The organism is Hominiventricola filiformis (assembly GCF_020686965.1).
Classification (GTDB): domain Bacteria; phylum Bacillota; class Clostridia; order Lachnospirales; family Lachnospiraceae; genus Hominiventricola; species Hominiventricola filiformis.
Genome location: NZ_JAJEPS010000007.1, coordinates 90,622 through 107,213, shown reverse-complemented (window position 1 = coordinate 107,213; position 16,592 = coordinate 90,622). Strand labels below are relative to the sequence as shown.

The 16,592-nt window shown below is 46.1% G+C and carries 16 protein-coding genes; 7 read left to right on the top strand and 9 right to left on the bottom strand.

What is annotated here, in order from left to right; all coding sequences use genetic code 11:
• Positions 1–27: 27 nt before the first annotated feature.
• Together LKD36_RS08875 and LKD36_RS08870 are read right to left on the bottom strand one after the other, a co-directional pair.
• On the bottom strand, positions 28–1,110 hold the full coding sequence (locus tag LKD36_RS08875; RefSeq protein ID WP_308459397.1) for a DctP family TRAP transporter solute-binding subunit: 1,083 nt from the start codon (positions 1,108–1,110) through the stop codon (positions 28–30).
• 51 nt (positions 1,111–1,161) lie between these two features.
• The gene (locus LKD36_RS08870) at positions 1,162–2,439 is read right to left on the bottom strand and encodes a TRAP transporter large permease (RefSeq protein WP_308459396.1); all 1,278 of its coding nucleotides are present in this window, start codon (positions 2,437–2,439) and stop codon (positions 1,162–1,164) included.
• A 438-nt stretch (positions 2,440–2,877) separates the two neighbouring features.
• On the opposite strand from LKD36_RS08870, the gene LKD36_RS08865 reads away from it, so the two are divergent.
• Positions 2,878–3,288 (top strand): cupin domain-containing protein, encoded by a 411-nt coding sequence (locus tag LKD36_RS08865; protein ID WP_308459395.1) that lies wholly within the window; start codon positions 2,878–2,880, stop codon positions 3,286–3,288.
• An 86-nt stretch (positions 3,289–3,374) separates the two neighbouring features.
• Here the strand turns inward: LKD36_RS08865 and LKD36_RS08860 are convergent, their stop codons facing one another.
• Both LKD36_RS08860 and LKD36_RS08855 read right to left on the bottom strand, forming a co-directional pair.
• A complete protein-coding gene (locus LKD36_RS08860) occupies positions 3,375–4,133 on the bottom strand; it encodes a sulfite exporter TauE/SafE family protein (RefSeq protein ID WP_308459394.1) in 759 nt (252 codons plus the stop codon).
• A 3-nt stretch (positions 4,134–4,136) separates the two neighbouring features.
• Positions 4,137–5,219: a PucR family transcriptional regulator gene (locus LKD36_RS08855; RefSeq protein ID WP_308459393.1), complete on the bottom strand. Its 1,083-nt coding sequence runs from the start codon at positions 5,217–5,219 to the stop codon at positions 4,137–4,139.
• Between the two features lie 152 nt (positions 5,220–5,371).
• Between LKD36_RS08855 and LKD36_RS08850 the strand changes: the two genes are divergently transcribed.
• Both LKD36_RS08850 and LKD36_RS08845 read left to right on the top strand, forming a co-directional pair.
• A complete protein-coding gene (locus LKD36_RS08850) occupies positions 5,372–6,517 on the top strand; it encodes a DUF4317 domain-containing protein (RefSeq protein WP_308459392.1) in 1,146 nt (381 codons plus the stop codon).
• Positions 6,518–6,663: 146 nt separating this feature from the next.
• Positions 6,664–7,653, top strand: a complete 990-nt coding sequence (locus LKD36_RS08845; RefSeq protein ID WP_308459391.1) for a 2-hydroxyacid dehydrogenase — start codon at positions 6,664–6,666, stop codon at positions 7,651–7,653.
• A gap of 69 nt (positions 7,654–7,722) precedes the next feature.
• On the opposite strand, the gene LKD36_RS08840 is transcribed toward LKD36_RS08845, so the two are convergent.
• On the bottom strand, positions 7,723–8,091 hold the full coding sequence (locus LKD36_RS08840) for a RidA family protein (protein WP_118770983.1): 369 nt from the start codon (positions 8,089–8,091) through the stop codon (positions 7,723–7,725).
• 161 nt (positions 8,092–8,252) lie between these two features.
• On the opposite strand from LKD36_RS08840, the gene LKD36_RS08835 reads away from it, so the two are divergent.
• The gene (locus LKD36_RS08835) at positions 8,253–9,275 is read left to right on the top strand and encodes a transglutaminase domain-containing protein (RefSeq protein WP_308459390.1); all 1,023 of its coding nucleotides are present in this window, start codon (positions 8,253–8,255) and stop codon (positions 9,273–9,275) included.
• Positions 9,276–9,285: 10 nt separating this feature from the next.
• Entirely contained in the window at positions 9,286–9,717 is a 432-nt protein-coding gene (locus tag LKD36_RS08830) for a DUF2115 family protein (RefSeq protein WP_308459389.1), read from the top strand.
• Positions 9,718–9,788: 71 nt separating this feature from the next.
• Here the strand turns inward: LKD36_RS08830 and LKD36_RS08825 are convergent, their stop codons facing one another.
• Positions 9,789–11,510, bottom strand: coding sequence for a S8 family peptidase (locus LKD36_RS08825; RefSeq protein WP_308459388.1), 1,722 nt, complete (start codon positions 11,508–11,510; stop codon positions 9,789–9,791).
• A gap of 125 nt (positions 11,511–11,635) precedes the next feature.
• Between LKD36_RS08825 and LKD36_RS08820 the strand changes: the two genes are divergently transcribed.
• A complete protein-coding gene (locus tag LKD36_RS08820) occupies positions 11,636–12,313 on the top strand; it encodes a hypothetical protein (protein ID WP_308459387.1) in 678 nt (225 codons plus the stop codon).
• Here LKD36_RS08820 and LKD36_RS08815 read toward each other — a convergent pair.
• Positions 12,292–12,429, bottom strand: coding sequence for a thioredoxin domain-containing protein (locus tag LKD36_RS08815; RefSeq protein ID WP_308459386.1), 138 nt, complete (start codon positions 12,427–12,429; stop codon positions 12,292–12,294). The genes LKD36_RS08820 and LKD36_RS08815 overlap by 22 nt on opposite strands.
• A gap of 462 nt (positions 12,430–12,891) precedes the next feature.
• Positions 12,892–13,083 carry a small, acid-soluble spore protein, alpha/beta type gene (locus LKD36_RS08810; RefSeq protein WP_118770988.1) on the bottom strand — a complete coding sequence of 64 codons (192 nt, stop codon included), beginning with the start codon at positions 13,081–13,083 and terminating at the stop codon, positions 12,892–12,894.
• A gap of 358 nt (positions 13,084–13,441) precedes the next feature.
• Here LKD36_RS08810 and LKD36_RS08805 point away from each other — a divergent pair, with 358 nt between their 5' ends.
• On the top strand, positions 13,442–14,644 hold the full coding sequence (locus tag LKD36_RS08805) for a class I SAM-dependent rRNA methyltransferase (RefSeq protein ID WP_308459385.1): 1,203 nt from the start codon (positions 13,442–13,444) through the stop codon (positions 14,642–14,644).
• 67 nt (positions 14,645–14,711) lie between these two features.
• On the opposite strand, the gene LKD36_RS08800 is transcribed toward LKD36_RS08805, so the two are convergent.
• The gene (locus LKD36_RS08800; RefSeq protein WP_308459384.1) at positions 14,712–16,586 is read right to left on the bottom strand and encodes a DUF6020 family protein; all 1,875 of its coding nucleotides are present in this window, start codon (positions 16,584–16,586) and stop codon (positions 14,712–14,714) included.
• Between the last annotated feature and the right edge of the window lie 6 nt (positions 16,587–16,592).

Here is a 16,592-nt window from a genome sequence, read left to right as displayed (position 1 = left end):
ACCCCTTTTCTGGAAATCAGTTAATACTTATTCTCCAGCCTGTACCATGTCAAGAAGCTCAGTTCCACAAGCATCTGTGAATACAGTCCACTGCTGCTCAGCGATAGCCTTGAATGCCTCTTTATCAACATCCTCAGTTACAGTTACGCCGTTATCTTTCAGAGTCTGAAGAGCCTCAGCCTGTGCTGCGTCAGTCAGCTCGAACTGTTTCTCACGGCCTACCTCAGCTGCCTCTTTGATCAGAGCCTGCTGAGACTCAGACAGTTCATCCCAGGTAAGTTTGCTTGCTGCCATGTAGAAAGGAGTGTAGGTAGCGTCTGTCAGGCTGACATACGGCTGAACCTCGTAAAGTTTACGGGATACGATCTCATGCAGCGGGTTGTCCTGTGCATCGATGATACCAGTCTGAAGTCCGGTGTACAGCTCGGAAGCATCCATAGCAGTAGTCTGAACACCAAGAGCCTCCCATGTCTTCTGCTGAACCTCAGCCGGAAGAACTCTCATCTTGATTCCTTTCAGATCATCCGGAGTCTTAACCTCTCTGATGTCATTGGACAGCTCACGGAAGCCGTTCTCCCAGAAGGAAAGTCCTACGACACCATACTGCTCCATATCTGCATTGATCTTCTCAGCTGCTGCGCCGGAGGTTGCTTTACGTGCAGTCTCCAGATCCTCGAACAGGAACGGAAGCTGGAATACTTCGATCTCAGGGTTCAGACCAGAGAAATATGCAGTACCGGATACTCCGATATCTACAGTTCCCTGCTGCAGTCCCTGTACCATGGAAGTAGCATCACCAAGTGCAGTATCATAGTAAGCAATTGCGTTCAGAGTTCCGTTGGAATTCTCGTTGATGTAATCAGCCATAGCTGCCAGTGCACCACCAGTCGGGGTGTTCTCCGGAATAGAACCAGCGAACAGAGAAAGCTCTCTGTAATCTCCGGTTACTCCCCCCTCTGTGGAAGCATCAGCAGAATCAGCAGATGCGTCTGCGCTGTCGCTTGCTGCGCTTGTGTCAGCTGCTGCGCTGTCAGATTTGCTTCCTCCACATGCAGTTGCGGTTGCAGCCATTGCCAGTACCAGGCTAAGTGCGATTAATCTCTTTTTCATTGTTGTAATCTCCTTTTCATATATCATTTTTTCAAATTTAAATACTGTGTATTAGCCGAACAGAGTCGGAAGCAGTGTTACGATTGGCGGGCAAAGGATCAAAACGATCGTTGCGATTGCAATCGTCAGAAGCGGAATCGGCAGATGCGGAATGATCTTATGTACCGGCTGACCGCCAACACTGGATGCTACATAAAGGTTAATACCTACCGGCGGAGTTGCAAGACCGATACAGAGAACTACGACCATAACAACACCGAAATGAACCATGTTCAGTCCATAAGCCTGAGCTGTCGGGCAGAAGATCGGTGCAAAAATCAGCAGAGCCGGAACTGCATCGATGAAACATCCTGCTACCAGAAGAATCAGGCAGACAGCGAACAGGAATACGGTACCGTTGCTTACGTTCTCGGTGAACATCTTGGCAATCGTCTGCGGAATCTGTGCACGGGTCAGTACCCATCCAAATACCTGAGTTGCTGCTACGATCAGCATGATACCTGCGGAACTCTTAACACCTTCTGCTACTACTTTTACCAGATCTTTTACACTCAGCTCTCTGTAAATAAAGAGACCTACGATCATACAGTAGAAACAGCATACTGCGGAAGACTCGGTAGGAGTCATGATACCGGAATAGATACCACCAAGAATGATGATCGGAGCAAGCAGTGCCCAGAATGCATCTACGGTTGCTTTGACGAATGCTTTTCCATCAAATTTTGCACCGCCGCCGTAACCTTTTTTCTTACACATCATAACAACTACGATGATCAGAACCAGTCCAAGATAGAGTCCCGGAAGAATACCGCCCAGGAACATTCCTCCAACAGATTCGCCGGATGCTACAGCATACAATACCATCAGGGTACTCGGCGGGATAATCGGTCCGAACACACCACCCATTGCCTGAATAGCACTTGCGAATCCAGGGTCATATCCTTCTTCTTCCATATGAGGAATCATCATACCACCAACTGCTGCGGTGGTTGCTGCGCCTGCACCGGTCATAGCTGCGAAAATCATAGATGCAACAATATCTACGACTGCAAGTCCACCCGGCATCCAGCCTACCAGCTGTTTTGCAAAGTTAACAATTCTCTTGGAAATACCACCATTCGTCATCAGGCTTCCTGCGATAATGAAAAATGGAATTGCGAGAAGGGTAAAGGAATCAACACCCTTTAACATCTGCTGTCCGATAATGATCAGCGGTACACTGGAGTAAAGAACCATGTACAGCAGGGAAGACAGGCAGAGTGCAAACGCAATCGGAATTCCCAGGAAAAGCATAACGAAGAATGATAAAATCAAAACAAACAAATCCATATTCTTTCACCTCGTTTTATTAATTAGTTTCTTAGCTTGTCTGCTTTTGCAGTTTTTGGCATCCTCTCATCTAAAGGGAGTCTCCTGAACCTCCTTTCTATTTTATTTTCATTTTTACTAAGTCATTCTGCCACTATATAGAGCAATGTTAGTGCCAAGATCGCGCTCAACCAGTTTTTTTCACATTTTTAACAATTTGGTCACCTCTTCTTTAGATACTTTGTCCTCAAACCGGTTTTGTGTAACTGAGAAACATTTGTTTCTGTTGCAGTTTTTGCAATCATTGTGGCTTTATAGTTGTAATATTACACAAAAACGTTGTACTTTTCAACCATTTAAAAGTATAATTGCACTATCCGGTCTTTTTTTCAATTGACTGAACTTCCTGCACATGGTACTATGAGGATATCAATTTTCTATTTTGTGGAGGTACATTCCATGTATTATACTTATGATCCAAAAAATTCCATCCGGATTCCGGCTCCTTTCAACCGCGCCATAACCCCGATTTTCATGGGAGATGACGATAAAATCACCGACTGCGCCTTCTCCGTGCATATGACAGAATGGGACCCGGGATGTACGATAGATGTTCATTCCCATGACACCCAGACCGAAGCCATGTACTGCATCTCCGGAACCGGTGTTGCCATGGTAGACGGTGTTGAATATCCATTTGTACCGGATTCCATGATTGTTGCACCGCCAAAAGTGATGCATCAGATCACCAATACCGGAACAGAGAATCTGAAGGTTCTGTGTATTTTCTCTTCCCCGAATACGGCAAAAGGTCTTCGTGACCGCGCTATGGCCACCGTAGAAGAAGCATTAAAAGCGACTGAAAAATAATGAAACATTTGCAATGATGTGAAACGTTTATAGAAACATGAAACAAAAAAGCAGGAATCTTCATTTGTTGAGATCCTGCTTTTTCTTTACAGATTGAATACAATTTTAACAAACAGAAGGGCCAGTACCACCAGAATAATCGGCCGAATAATTTTCGTTCCGTTTTTCAGAACCATGCCGGCTCCGGTATAGTGTCCTGCTATGCTGAAAACAGCCGCTGCCAGTCCCAACGGCAGAATCACCTGCCCGCTCACCAGAAAAGTCACCAGTGAAGCAATATTGGAACTTAAGTTCACGATCTTCGTGTAGGCAGCTGCTTCCATAGAAGTCATATGTGCGAGTCCCATAAAAATCAAAATCAGGAATGTACCGGTTCCAGGTCCGTAAAATCCGTCATAGATTCCGATCAGAAATGCACTGATCCAGGAGACCGCCATCTCTTTTTTCTCATCCAGCCTTTTCGCCTTCTCCGACACCAGTGAATTTTTTCTCAATACGAAAAATGCAACCACCGGCAGTACCACGATCAACACATACCGAAGAATTTTCTCATCTGTCAAAAGACTGAGTCTTGTTCCGATATATGAGCCTGCCAACGCGCAGGCAACCGCCGGAATAGCCAGCTTCCAGCGAATCTTAATCGATCTGCAGATCCGTACGGTGGAAATCAGGGTTCCAGATGCCGAAGACATTTTATTGGTTGCCAGTGCAAAATGCACCGGTACTCCTGCCAGCAGATAGGCAGGAAGCGAAATGAGTCCGCCTCCTCCTCCGATGGCATCTACAAAGCCTGCCAGAAATACCAGCGGACATACAATCAAAAATGTAGCTAATTTCAGTTCCATGTCTTATAACTGTCTCTCTCTCAAATATTTCATATAATCCGATACCATCATGGCGATCTTGAAAATCATGGCATCTTCAAATTTGCGGATGTCAAGTCCGATGGTTTTCTGAAGTTTTTCCAGACGGTATACCAACGTGTTCCTGTGTACAAACAGCTGTCGGCTCGTTTCCGAAAGGTTCAGATCATTTTCCATAAACTGATAAACTGTCGTCAAAATCTCCTCATCGAGAGAAGATGGATTGTAATCACCAAACACTTCTTTCAGGAACATCTCGCAGAGCGGAATCGGGAGCTGATAAATCAAACGTCCAATGCCAAGCTCTTCATATGTAATTACATTTTTCTCTTTATAGAAGATTGCTGCCACTTCCAGTGCCATCTTCGCTTCCTTATAAGAACGGGAAACTTCCTTTAAAGATAAGGCAATCGTTCCGCAGGAAGTACGGATACGGCATCTGGTCTCAACACTTACCGCATCTGTCAGCTCGTGTGCCAGCTCTTCCATCTCCTTTTCCCCTTCCTGCTCTTCCAGTCTGCGGACTACAACGACGCAGTTTTCCTCCATTGGGGCAATAAAATCAGACGTTCTTCCTGACAGTGCATTTTTCAGAATATTCTGTATGTCAAATGCTTCACATCCCGTTCCTTCCACCAGAAGCACTGCCCAGCGGAACTCCGGTCCGATGTGCATCTGCTTCGCATAGCTGACAATATCTACAGGAAGCAGGTTATCAAGGAGCAGATTGTGAATAAACTGATTTCTGTCCTCTCTGCTGTATCCCATCTCAAGAATTCGTTCCAGCTGTTTTACTGCAAGCTGTCCCATGGGATAAATATCCTTGCTGTCCCCACTGACTGATAAAATATAGGTTGGTTCCTGCGCTCCTACCTTAAACAGATATCTCGTTCCCAGTGCCTGCATATCTGCAGCAGAATTGCAGAATGTATGAAATATATCCAGTTCCGGAACTTTTTCTTCTTCTCCGGCCACGCATGTACAATTTCGATCGTACAGTGCCATATTTAATCGCATAATGCTATGAAAGTCTTCCAGGCAATCCTGGAGCAGTCGATTCGAAACCATTCTTATCCCTCCTGTAATATTTTTCCAATTTTCTTCCATTTTCCATAAAACAGAATACCATCCTCTTTTCCAGTCCGCAAGAAAAAATGTAGAAAATTTCATAGTTTCATGGTATGGTAATCATAAAAATACATAAAAAGCAGGTAAATCGAATGAATAAAAAAGAAACCCTTGAAATCCGCAAGCAGTTCACCAATGAAAACTGCGCCATTACCCGTATCTGTGGCTGCTACGTGGATGCAGAAAAACAGATCCGCACAGAATTAAAGGAAGCTTTTCTCTCTCTTCCTGAGGAAGAAATTTTTAAATATTATGAAATTTTCCGTAAAACTCTTTCTGGAACTATCGGAAAAAATCTGCTCAACATGGAATTTCCTCTTGCTCAGGAAATGCCAGACGGCACTCAGAGCTGGCTTTTGAAACTCCGTGACAGCCGCCTGACCGATGACGTGCTGCTGGAAGAATTCTACGAAAAAATCATTAAAAACTATGCCTACGGGGAAAACTACTATATTATCCTGATTCATGCCGCTTACGATATCCCCAAAAAAGCAGAGGACGGCATGGAGATGTTCGATGCATCTGATGATACCTACGAATATCTCATGTGCAGTATCTGTCCGGTAAAACTTGATAAAGCCGGTCTCTGCTACAATGCGGAGAAAAACAGCATCGAAGATCGTTCCCGCGACTGGATCGTCCAGGCTCCTGACGCAGGATTCCTGTTTCCTGCTTTCAACGACAGGAATACCGACCTGCACAGTATGCTCTATTACACAAAGAATCCTGAGAATCTTCAGCCTGCCCTTATGGAAGAGGTATTCGGCTGTCAGACTCCGCTCTCTGCCAAAGGCCAGAAAGAGACCTTCACGGAGCTGGTAGCGGAAACTCTCGGCAGCACCTGTGATTATGAGACAGTTGTCAATATTCATGAAAATCTGAACGAGCTGATTGAAGAAAAGAAGGATCTTCCGGAACCGCCCACACTCACTGCCCCTGAAGTAAAAAATCTTCTGGCCAGAAGCGGCGCTTCCGAGGAAGTGCTTGAACATTTTGAAGAGCAGTACAACAGCACTGCAGGAGAGAAAACAGAATTTGTCGCTACCAATCTGACCAGCACGAAATCTATGGAAGTAAAGACACCGGACGTCATCGTAAAAGTCAGTCCCGAAAAAGCCGCTCTTCTGGAAACACGCATGATTGACGGCCGTTCCTATCTGCTTATTCAGATTGATGATGCCATCGAAGTCAACGGTGTTCCGGTGCAGGCCATCCGTGCTCCTGAGCAGGACGACTGATTCTGCTCACGTCAAACTGACGAATATTTTCAAAAAGTTTGATAAATATTTGTCAAATAAGTGCTTGATATTTTTTTAACGATGCCGTATACTAACGGACAGATACAGGATAACAACTTATTCATCCCAAGGAGGCATCACATATTATGAAAGTTATTTTCTTTGATTCCAAGACCTATGATAAAGAATCCTTCACAAAGGAACTCGTAAACTACCCTGATGTGGAGGTCAAATTTTTAAGAACTGAACTGACGGTCAATACTGCTGAGCTTGCTCACGGATATGACGCTGTATGTGCTTTTGTAAGTGCCGACATCTGCGGCGAGACCATCGATATTCTTCACGAATGCGGGGTAAAATTTATTCTGCTCCGCTGTGCGGGATTCAATAACGTAGATATGGATACCGCTAAAAAATACGGTATCAAAGTATATCGTGTACCAGGATATTCTCCAGAAGCAGTTGCTGAGCACGCCATGGCACTGGCACTGGCTGTCAACCGTCATCTGCACAAAGCATATGTAAAGGTTCGTGAAAATGACTTCAGCCTGAACGGTCTGATGGGTATGAACTTCCACGGCAAGACCGCTGGTATCATCGGAACCGGTAAGATCGGCGCTGCCATGGCAAGAATCTGCCACGGATTCGGCATGAAGATCATCGCTTATGATGTATTCGAAAATCCGGCCATCAAGGAGTTCACTACTTATGTCACACTCAATGAGCTGCTTGCTCAGAGTGATCTGATCTCCCTGCACTGCCCGCTTATGGACAACACCTATCATCTGATCAATCGCGAGACGATCTCGAAAATGAAAGATGGTGTAATTCTGGTCAATACATCCAGAGGCGCACTTGTAAAAACCGACGACCTGATCGAAGGTATCCGCGCTCATAAATTCTTCGGTGTCGGACTTGATGTATATGAGGAGGAGACCCCGAACGTATTTGAAGACCGTTCCGATGAGATTCTGGAGCATTCCGTTACCGCAAGACTCCTGTCCTTCCCGAATGTTATGATCACTTCTCATCAGGGATTTTTCACCAGCGAAGCACTGGCAGCTATTGCCCAGACTACGCTGCAGAATATCCGCTTCTATGAGAACGGCGAAGAGACCCCGAATGAAGTGAAATAGTGATCCGGTTTTGCCGGACGATAAAAAATGGCTGCTGAGATTTATTTCAGCAGCCGTTTTTCATATGTTCTATTTTACTGCGATTGCCTCTACCTCGCAGAGCACTCCCTTCGGAAGATCTTTTACTGCGACGCAGCTTCTTGCCGGTTTAGATACAAAATATTTTGCATATACTTCATTGAATGCCGCGAAGTCAGCAATCTCTGCCAGGAAACATGTCGTTTTAACAACTTTGTCATAGCCGCTTCCTGCTGCCTTTAAGATCTCTCCTACATTCTTGCAGCTCTGCTCAGCCTGAGCAGCAATTCCTTCCGGAATGTTGCCAGTTGCCGGATCTACCGGAATCTGTCCGGATGTAAAAACCATTCCATTTACTTCGTATCCCTGGGAGTAGGGTCCGATTGCTCCCGGTGCTTTTTCTGTTGCGATGATATTCATGGATATCTCCTCCTCATGTGTGCGATTTTCTTCATTTTACTCCAGAGTTTTTAATTGCGCAAGCCTTGCGTACTGTTCTTCTTTTGTCTATACTGGTAAGAAAATGATTGGTTCACCTTTTCGATCGTAACTGCTGATATTTTCATTTTATGAGGATTATTATGAAAAAAAGCCTTTTTTGTATAGCGACCGTCCTTATGCTGACGGGATGTGCAGAGTTTCTGCCGTCAGATGATGCTTTGGAAGTTGCACCGCAGTCTTTTCAGGAATATTTGCTGCGGCAGGAAGACGAACTGCAAGAAGGGTCTTCTTCTGAACTTCCAGATCATGAATATGATGCAGATAATTCTTCTGCGGAATCTGCGGTAAGTCCTGACACCGGCACAGATACGAATTCCGATTCCGCTGGAATCCGGCAGATTGCAGCTCAGATTTTTACTGATGATATGTCAGATTATGATAAGGTATTTGCCATCCACCAGCATCTGGTAACAACTGTGAATTATGATTACGACAATATGCAGGCCAATACGCTTCCTGACTCTGTCTTCACTGCGGAAGGTGCCCTGTTTGATCATCTGGCTGTCTGCGAAGGTTATGCCCGGGCATTTTCCGCACTCTGCGGGCAGGCAGATCTCACGGAACTGATGATCTCCGGCACTGCTGACAATGGGAGCGGCACCATCTCCCATGCCTGGAATCAGGTGCAGGTCGACGGCATCTGGTACAATATGGATGTCACCTGGGATGATCCACTGGTAGAAAATCAGGTAGTCTCCGACGGCTCCAATATCGTCTATGATTATTTTCTGGTACCTGATTATATTATGGAAGAAACTCATCAGGCCGAATACCCGGAAGAGCGCCACACCTGCAATGATGACCGATATCTTGAATCCAACCGTCAGCTGACGATTGCCCCTTACCTGAAAGAACCTTATTTCTTTCCCTCTTCTGATACAGAAATCTGGGAAGTTGCATATTCCTGCCTGACATCTGATATTCTGGAGTTCCAGATTGTATGTGACATCCCCACGGAAAAAGCCCAGTCGAAAATGAATCTGGTTCTTGACCAAACGCAATATGCCATGGAACAGATTCCTCTTTACGGTCAAATCTCCGTTAATGCACAGTATGGAATTGCCGATTACGTGATTGTGACCGTGACGGTGAGTCCAGAATAGCAGAGAATGTATGAGAGAAATCTATATGAAAAAATCAGTCCTTCTGAATCATTTAAAAGAAGCTGTTTCCAGAGAAGAATATGAAAAACTGATGACAGATACTATTTCAGATATCAGCCAGTACAACCGCCGCACCATGCTGGAAATCATGGACAGCACGGAAGCTCCGGAAGGAGAAGTCTCCTCCGATCAGATCGCTGCTCTTAAAAATACGCTGAAAGCTTACCTTGGAACCTATATGGCAGATCATCCGGAAAGCTGGAAATGGATCATCCTTCCCTGCATCTATCTCTGTTTTGTCTGTCTGCTGCCACTACATCCGCAGGAGGCTGTGCATTATACCACAAAGCAGGAGGAAGATACTACGTTGTACTTCTGTCCTATGAGAGAAGACGTGCCGGGAAGTGTCTGTCATTTTTGCGTGTGCCGGAAGCAGGCATGACTCCTCGGGGATTGGCTATATGCCAGTTCTGTCATTATATCTGCCCAACTAGAATTTATTTTGGTCTAATCTTAAGCACTTGGCAAACTACTTTCCAGGCACAAACTTCCATACCCCACCCGCTCATCGGGATACTCCCGAATCCCTGGCAGCGGAGCAGCACCGCGGCGGAGATATGCTTTCACTTTTTCCCCATAGAGATAGGGATCATTTCCATTGATAATCCCATACTGCATGAGCAAAGCCGCGGCACCGGTGACGAAGGGCACGGCGAAGGAAGTGCCGGTCTGGCGAGTATATCTGCCATCAGGCGCGGCAGTCAGAATATCCACACCAGGTGCCACAAGATCCGGCTTCTGAATTCCATTTCTGCCGCCCCGACCGGAGAAGTCTGCATAGGCATTGGTCAGCGCATCATAAGCCCCAACGGTAATGACTTTGGATGCGGTGGAGGGAATGGTAAGCGTCGTCTCTTCTACCGGACGTAAAAAACGGGTATCGCTTCCCAGAGCCGCACTTCCCGGAAGCCACATCTGCCAGGCTCCATCCACAATCTTTTCCGAAACCAACCGGATCGTCCACACCCCTGCATCTATATATCCACTAAGTGGGATCATCTCGATAAAGATTTCCTGATCCACGCTGTAAGGGCCAGGTTCCCCGTAATAGACCAACAGTTCTGTTCTGCCCGTCAGATAGCGTTGAGCAGGCGGCTGTTCATAAAAAGGACCGACTGTCGTTCCATCCGGTGCTGTCAGATAGATTTGAAATCGATCCACATAATTCTTCCATATTTGTATACTCAATGCCGGTTCATAGGAGGCTACTGTCAGTTCCACCAGCTGCTCCTTCACCCCGGTTAAATTTTCTGCCGTGTGTCCAGCTCTGTTTCCTTCATTTCCGCTGCCTACACAGATCACATTTTTCCAGCGGCTGCTCATATCGTCAAAATAAGTTTCCAGAAGACTGGTCCCCCTGTGAGATCCATAGGTATTTCCAAAACTGATATTCACTGCCACCGGCATCCTGTATTCCAGTGCCTTTCGAAGCACATAGTCCAATCCCTCCATCAGTTCCGTGGTTCTGGGGAATCCAGTCTCCCCGGGAATGCCAAGCTTCACCACCAGAAGTTCACTGTCCGGCGCAACGCCTCCGGTTCCTGCCGCAATAGCAGCTACTGCGGTTCCATGACCATTGCTGTCGATCATTGGCAGCTTCTTTCCAGATACAAGCGCTTCATTTATCTGTTCCTGACTATATTCTACCCCCTGATGAAACCCATCCGGTGGAAGCTCTGCTGGCTGTACCCATCCATCCGTTGAAGTTCCTGTACCTGTCTGATCCCAGTATGCCCGTATCCGGGTCGTACCATCGACGTTCCGAAATTCTGGATGGGTATAATCCACGCCGGAATCAAGCACTGCTATCAGCACTCCTTTTCCTGTGAGTGACAAGGGCGCTCTCTGTACTGGATTCACACAGGAAACCCTCTTTCCATTTTCTCTCTGAAAATACAGACGATGCGGTTTTTCCATATATTCAATTTCAGGAAGAGCCGCCAGTGTCTCCACCAGCGACTCCCGTACTCTTAAAATTGCATATTCGTTGGATAATTTCGTTACCTGCATGGCATCCGAAGCAATCCGTTCCAGGCTCCCGGAATATTTGACAATCAACTCCCACGTCCGGTCTTCCCTGTCATAACCTACATTCAGGTTCAGAGACCGTTCCCGTTCTTCTTCCCTGGCATCCAGTGCCAGGTTCAGATCATTATCTGCTTTCTGACTGTTCATGCGCCAAATCCTTTTTATTTTATTTTATTCCGGATAATCGGAAAAGAAACTTTCTAATTTACATCGTCAGGTCTCTGTATTATAATCATAACCACAGAATATACACCTGAAAGAAGGAGGCTCTTATGGAATTATCATTTGGCGAACAGATTAAAATACTGCTGAACAGAAAACATATGACCATCAAAGATCTGGCAGATCTCTATACCCAGTCTACCGGACAGCCCATGTCCCGACAGAATCTGACCCAACGACTAAAACGGGATAATTTCCCGGAGCAGGATATGTACACGATTGCCGGCCTTCTCGGATACCGGGTTTCCATACGGCTGGAGCCTGCCGACCGCATCGCGTCCGAATATGCATGGCCGCAGGCAGCCAGAGAATTGCCGCCTCATATGGCACAGCCTTCTTTCCTTCCGGATATGGAGAATGGAACTGATATTGCAGTACCTCCAATGTCCCAGACTCCATCCCCTACGCTTTCTGAAAAGAATACAGATCAGAATTCTTCTGGTACTGATGACATGATTGACCGCACCCTGGAGAACGGAGACCGCATCACTTTCCAGATCCCTGAAGCATTCCGCCGTGTCCGTCCGGCAGGTGAGATCAATCCCCTGACCGGTGAAGAATACTTAAATAATACCGTACGCCAGCATCCGGAACTGGAAGGATTTCTTCAGGTCTACGACCGCGCCACCCACTCCTGGTCCGATGTGGAAGAAAACTATTTCTGGCAGTTTCAGGAAAAGAAAAAACAGATGCTGGGTGCTGATTATCAGGCTCCTATTCGCATCTGATCAGACGTCGGATTGTTCTCCATAATGTGACGGTCTTCACAGGAAATCTGATGCTCATCCAACCATTTTTTTGCCTTCTGACAGGCAGAGCATTGGAGATATTCAAGAAATAGCATACGTACAGCCTCCTTTTTATTTATCACACCATTCCTGCATGGTTTCATGAAACCGGAGGCCGGACGATAGACTTCGCCCCTCTTGTGGAATATTTTGTATGAAGGCAGCACTTCCCTCGCAGCTGATCCATTTGGGTATATGGAATGTTTGTGTCTCTCCACGCCCAATATTTGCAGTGAAAAAAATATTTTTCGCTATATAGTTTCATAAATTAAACAAATTGGACATATAGAGATTCTTATGCATCTTTTGCCCAAATTTTCCTAATTTTCTGGGCATCTGATATCACAGATTTTCTATATGTCCAAATCAAGTAACAAGACTTATTTTTTTTAGAATTTTCGCGTGTCTGCACTGCCTGATTGGGCAAAAAATAACTTTTATTTTCTATCTGCCCTACAAAATAAAAAATGACTGTTAAAATCACGCAAAAGGGACTGATACAAAATAGATGACTCCATCTATTCTGCAACATCCGGTCTTTCTTTTTTCGCCTGTGCTTTCCGTCTGGTGCTTAAGATCCCGCCAATCTTTCCGGTCTCTCTGGATGATAGAGATTTCCAGCCACCCTTCTGCACTTTCTCAAGCAATCCCAGTTCTTCCGCAATTTCATACTTCATCCGATCGCTCTCTTCTAACTGGTTAAAATCCATAGATACTCCTTTCTGCTACTCCTTCGTTATAACAGCTAGTTTTAATTATAATTCACTGATTACCAGCCAGGCGGAAGTGATAGCCTGTGAAGGGAACGTCCGCAGTCCCGGTACTTCATGAGAACGAGCATTCAGCGATGTTCGAATGCTAGTACCGCTGGATCGAGGACTTAGCGCAAGCGGTTCCTCTTCACAGCCTGTCACTTTCAACTGGCTGGATTCAAGAAACTATAACCTAAAAAGAGTATGGCCCGTTTCCCACGCCTTATACCTCTTGACACTGCTTTTTTCAACCGCTAAACTAAAAACAGATTATAAATACAAAAGCTGTAAGGAAACAGCACAGAAAGAGGATTTTATGTATCACACGATTGTAACATTGAAAAAGGGTGAGGGCCGCACAATCAAGTCCGGCGGAGCCTGGGTTTTTGATAACGAGATAGATACCATTACCGGACGGTTCAAGAATGGCGATTTGGTAACTGTCCACGATTTTGACGGTTACCCTATGGGAAACGGATTTATTAACCAAAATTCAAAAATCCGCATCCGTATGATGACGAGAAAAGCTGATCAGGAAATCGATCACGCATTCTTAACCATGCGGGTGAAAAATGTATGGGACTATCGAAAAACTACCGTGGATACTTCCTCTTGCCGGATTATTTTCGGTGAGGCAGATTTTCTCCCCGGACTGGTCATTGACAAATATGAAGATATCCTGGTAGTAGAGTGTCTGGCTCTCGGAATGGAAGCTTTCAAAGAAGAGATCGTAATGATTTTAAGAGAACTGCTGGCCAAAGACGGCATCACGATCCGCGGCGTCTACGAGCGAAGCGATGCCAATGAACGTACCAAAGAAGGATTACCAAAAGTAAAGGGATTTATCGGAGAGGAATTTGACACCACCGTAGAAATCGTTGAAAACGGTGTACACTATCTGGTAGATGTGGCAAACGGCCAGAAGACTGGATTTTTCCTGGACCAGAAATATAACCGCCTTGCCATGCAGCGCATCTGCAAAGGCAAAAAAGTGCTGGACTGTTTTACCCATATGGGAACCTTTGCGCTGAATGCAGGTATTGCAGGTGCCAGTGATGTGACCGGACTTGATATCTCCGAATATGCAGTCTCTCAGGCAGAAGCCAACGCACGCCTTAACGGACTGCAGAATACGGTTCACTTCCGCTGTGCCAATGTGCTGGATGAATTACCGAAGCTTGCTGCTGCCGGCGAAAAGTACGATGTGGTTATCCTTGATCCGCCTGCTTTTACAAAATCCAGAGAAGCTACCAAAAATGCCATCAAGGGCTATCGTGAAATCAATATGAAGGGTCTGAAGCTGGTAAAAGACGGGGGATATTTTGCCACCTGTTCCTGCTCTCACTTTATGACGCAGGAGCTGCTGGCAAAGACTGTAAAGGAAGCTGCCAAAGCTACTCACAAACGACTTCGTCAGGTAGAGTTCCGCACTCAGGCTCCGGACCATCCGATCCTGTGGGCCGCAGATGAAAGTTATTATCTTAAGTTCTTTATTTTCCAGGTGGTGGAAGAAAAATAAATCCCCACATAGCACAAAAAGACCGAAATTCCTGCTGTAAAACCAGCCGGAATCCCGGTCTTTTTTATCACAATTTTTCTCTCAATGCCTGCACAGCCATGGCCGCATAGAACGGCACACAGAACATGATCGGCATAATATACCTCATCTGATAATTGAAGGTCGGTGCTGCAATGCACACCATGAGGGCTGTCAGCACCGGAGCCATCGGCAGAAGATACCGCTTTCTTCCTGCTCCGATCAGGAAGGCTGTCAGAAGGATGGTAAACCATGACACGATGCCCGCATTTTCAAACCAGTTCACCACCGGAACACGGGACAGCCATTTGGCCACACGTTCCATAACCTGACGTACACCTGCCAGTTTAGCTGGCTGGTTGATTTCCCAGCGCACATCTTGACCGTCGATCTTGGATGTCATCATATAGTTCTGGGCATATCCTTCCTGATAAAACCATCCATAGGCATTGTTCATGGTAGCCTCCACTGCACTTCCCGGATGTTTCAGAAGCTGCCGGAACCAGAGTCCAAAGTAAGCAGTCAGGTCCTCTGTCGTTTCTGCGTGATAGGTATATTTGACCGGATCAGACGTGATCGGATCATACTTCTCCGCCAGATTCTCATAATCCAACACCCGGGAAATGATCTCCGCATCTTCCTCGGAAATCTCATATCCATAATCTCTCACATAACGCGCTGTCTGCTGGAATGGAATGGAGAGCGCTTCCTTGGGTCCGTTGTCGGCAACACCGCAGGCCGGAAGCAATCCCTTCTGATAAAACAGCACCAGCAATATCGGAAGCAGCACGGTCAGCAATACTCTGCCGCATTTCCTGCGGTCCTCTTTCCACCATGTGCGCATCACATAGAAAGTCACAGCAATACCGGACACCAGTACCAGGTAAATTCCCTCATTCCGAAATCCCGCTGTTCCGATGCAGGCCAGTACATATCCTGCCATCTGCACACGGTTCATTCCATTTCCCTTGTGCATCTGCCGCACCAGTTCATAAAGGAGCAGCACCAGGAAGATCACGCAGGCCGCATACGGGATATCCTTCTCCACCACGGTGGATTCCATCGGGAAAAATTCTACAATACAGATAATGGCAAGGGCTGCCCAGCGAAGCTTATAAGGGGTCTGCCATCTTCTCATCAGCGTAAATCCGTAAGCAAATGCAGATAACAGCATTCCAAGCTGCAGTACCAGATTCAGGAAAAATCCTAATGTATAGGAATGAACTGCATTTCCCAGCTGCATCACAAGGCTTAACAAAATGGTGTGCATGGGCGGATAATAGTTATTGATATCATTCCAGTAGAACTGTCGCATCTCCGCCAGTGTCTCCGGCATGGATGCAGCAGGAAATTTTGCCAGAATGTACGGCATCCAGCAAATCAGAATTACCAGAAACGGTCCCCAGAACGCATGCCGTTCAAAGACCAGTTCCGACCATTTTCCGGGACGTTCTCCACATGCTGCCGCTAAAATCGGAAGTTTATCCACAACAAGATGAAAGATCCTCACAAACAGTGCATAATAACCCACCATCATAACCGCTGCCAGAAACAGATGCAGCTTGTCCATAATGATCAGATTCCAGGAATTTGTATAGTAAAAGCTGTAGCCAAATACCAGGAAAAAAGCAGTAAAACCTGCGGGAATCCGGACGCTCCATGGCGAAATGCCGCTCTCCTGACGGATCGTTGTCTTCTGAAAAAAGAACAGTACCAGAAGTGCCAGCAGTCCATCCCGATAGGTAAATACCGGAAGGACATATTCCAGCTTCTTGATCGTCATGGCAAGAACATTGAAAAATCCACCCTGTGCAGCTTCTGCACTGATACTGCTCAAATCCGCATTGATCGTAATCATGAGTGCCATGCATGCCAGTATTCCGCACACCCAGTTTTTCGTTGTTGTATTCCAAATCTTCTTCATTAACGG

Coding starts and splice junctions, on each gene's coding strand:
- LKD36_RS08875 (WP_308459397.1), bottom strand. CDS start 1,110: ATGAAAAAGAGATTAATCGCACTTAGCCTGGTACTGGCAATGGCTGCA.
- LKD36_RS08870 (WP_308459396.1), bottom strand. CDS start 2,439: ATGGATTTGTTTGTTTTGATTTTATCATTCTTCGTTATGCTTTTCCTG.
- LKD36_RS08865 (WP_308459395.1), top strand. CDS start 2,878: ATGTATTATACTTATGATCCAAAAAATTCCATCCGGATTCCGGCTCCT.
- LKD36_RS08860 (WP_308459394.1), bottom strand. CDS start 4,133: ATGGAACTGAAATTAGCTACATTTTTGATTGTATGTCCGCTGGTATTT.
- LKD36_RS08855 (WP_308459393.1), bottom strand. CDS start 5,219: ATGGTTTCGAATCGACTGCTCCAGGATTGCCTGGAAGACTTTCATAGC.
- LKD36_RS08850 (WP_308459392.1), top strand. CDS start 5,372: ATGAATAAAAAAGAAACCCTTGAAATCCGCAAGCAGTTCACCAATGAA.
- LKD36_RS08845 (WP_308459391.1), top strand. CDS start 6,664: ATGAAAGTTATTTTCTTTGATTCCAAGACCTATGATAAAGAATCCTTC.
- LKD36_RS08840 (WP_118770983.1), bottom strand. CDS start 8,091: ATGAATATCATCGCAACAGAAAAAGCACCGGGAGCAATCGGACCCTAC.
- LKD36_RS08835 (WP_308459390.1), top strand. CDS start 8,253: ATGAAAAAAAGCCTTTTTTGTATAGCGACCGTCCTTATGCTGACGGGA.
- LKD36_RS08830 (WP_308459389.1), top strand. CDS start 9,286: ATGAGAGAAATCTATATGAAAAAATCAGTCCTTCTGAATCATTTAAAA.
- LKD36_RS08825 (WP_308459388.1), bottom strand. CDS start 11,510: ATGAACAGTCAGAAAGCAGATAATGATCTGAACCTGGCACTGGATGCC.
- LKD36_RS08820 (WP_308459387.1), top strand. CDS start 11,636: ATGGAATTATCATTTGGCGAACAGATTAAAATACTGCTGAACAGAAAA.
- LKD36_RS08815 (WP_308459386.1), bottom strand. CDS start 12,429: ATGCTATTTCTTGAATATCTCCAATGCTCTGCCTGTCAGAAGGCAAAA.
- LKD36_RS08810 (WP_118770988.1), bottom strand. CDS start 13,083: ATGGATTTTAACCAGTTAGAAGAGAGCGATCGGATGAAGTATGAAATT.
- LKD36_RS08805 (WP_308459385.1), top strand. CDS start 13,442: ATGTATCACACGATTGTAACATTGAAAAAGGGTGAGGGCCGCACAATC.
- LKD36_RS08800 (WP_308459384.1), bottom strand. CDS start 16,586: ATGAAGAAGATTTGGAATACAACAACGAAAAACTGGGTGTGCGGAATA.